Origin of the sequence: Rhizobium bangladeshense, assembly GCF_001662075.1 — a bacterium.
Classification (GTDB): Bacteria; Pseudomonadota; Alphaproteobacteria; order Rhizobiales; family Rhizobiaceae; genus Rhizobium; species Rhizobium bangladeshense_B.
Genome location: NZ_LYPL01000124.1, coordinates 1 through 492 on the forward strand (window position 1 = coordinate 1; position 492 = coordinate 492).

Annotated in this window: 1 pseudogene; it reads left to right on the plus strand. The window is 57.7% G+C overall.

Annotated elements, in window-relative coordinates:
• Positions 1-69: 69 nt before the first annotated feature.
• A pseudogene (locus tag A7X77_RS33750) lies at positions 70-492 on the plus strand (hypothetical protein); the annotation flags it as partial.

Below are 492 nucleotides of genomic sequence, written 5' to 3' on the forward strand. Positions count from 1 at the left end.
TCGGTAAGCAGCTCTATCGCGTCAAACCTCAGCACCTGCGCAATCGTTTTCAAAGGGGAGATGTACAGTGTGCTCACAGGTCGCTCGTGGACCATTGAAGCTCCCACCTTCGGCATCCCTTTCGGCGCCCGGCACATCTCAGTCCACATCGAGCTCTCTGATGACTACCCCGTTCTTCCGGAGGGCTACCGTCAGTTCCTTCGGTACGCTGACGGTGAACAGGAGCAGGTGGAGGCGAAGGACTTTGCCTTACAAGTGCTGGAGAACCGTCCTGAGTGGCTGATCGACTTGATCCATTCCATGGCTCCAAACTCTGGCGACTCGCGCGATGAGATAAGGAATCGGTTGCAAGACCTTCTCAACACGTTGCGCATCCGGGCGACCTCTCCCCGGGTCGACCATGAGGGAAATCTTGACGTTGATCCGTGGACAGGTCGCGGTTCCATAGCAGGCGGAACAGGTCGGAATGGCAGCAACGGCTGCGGTCACCAC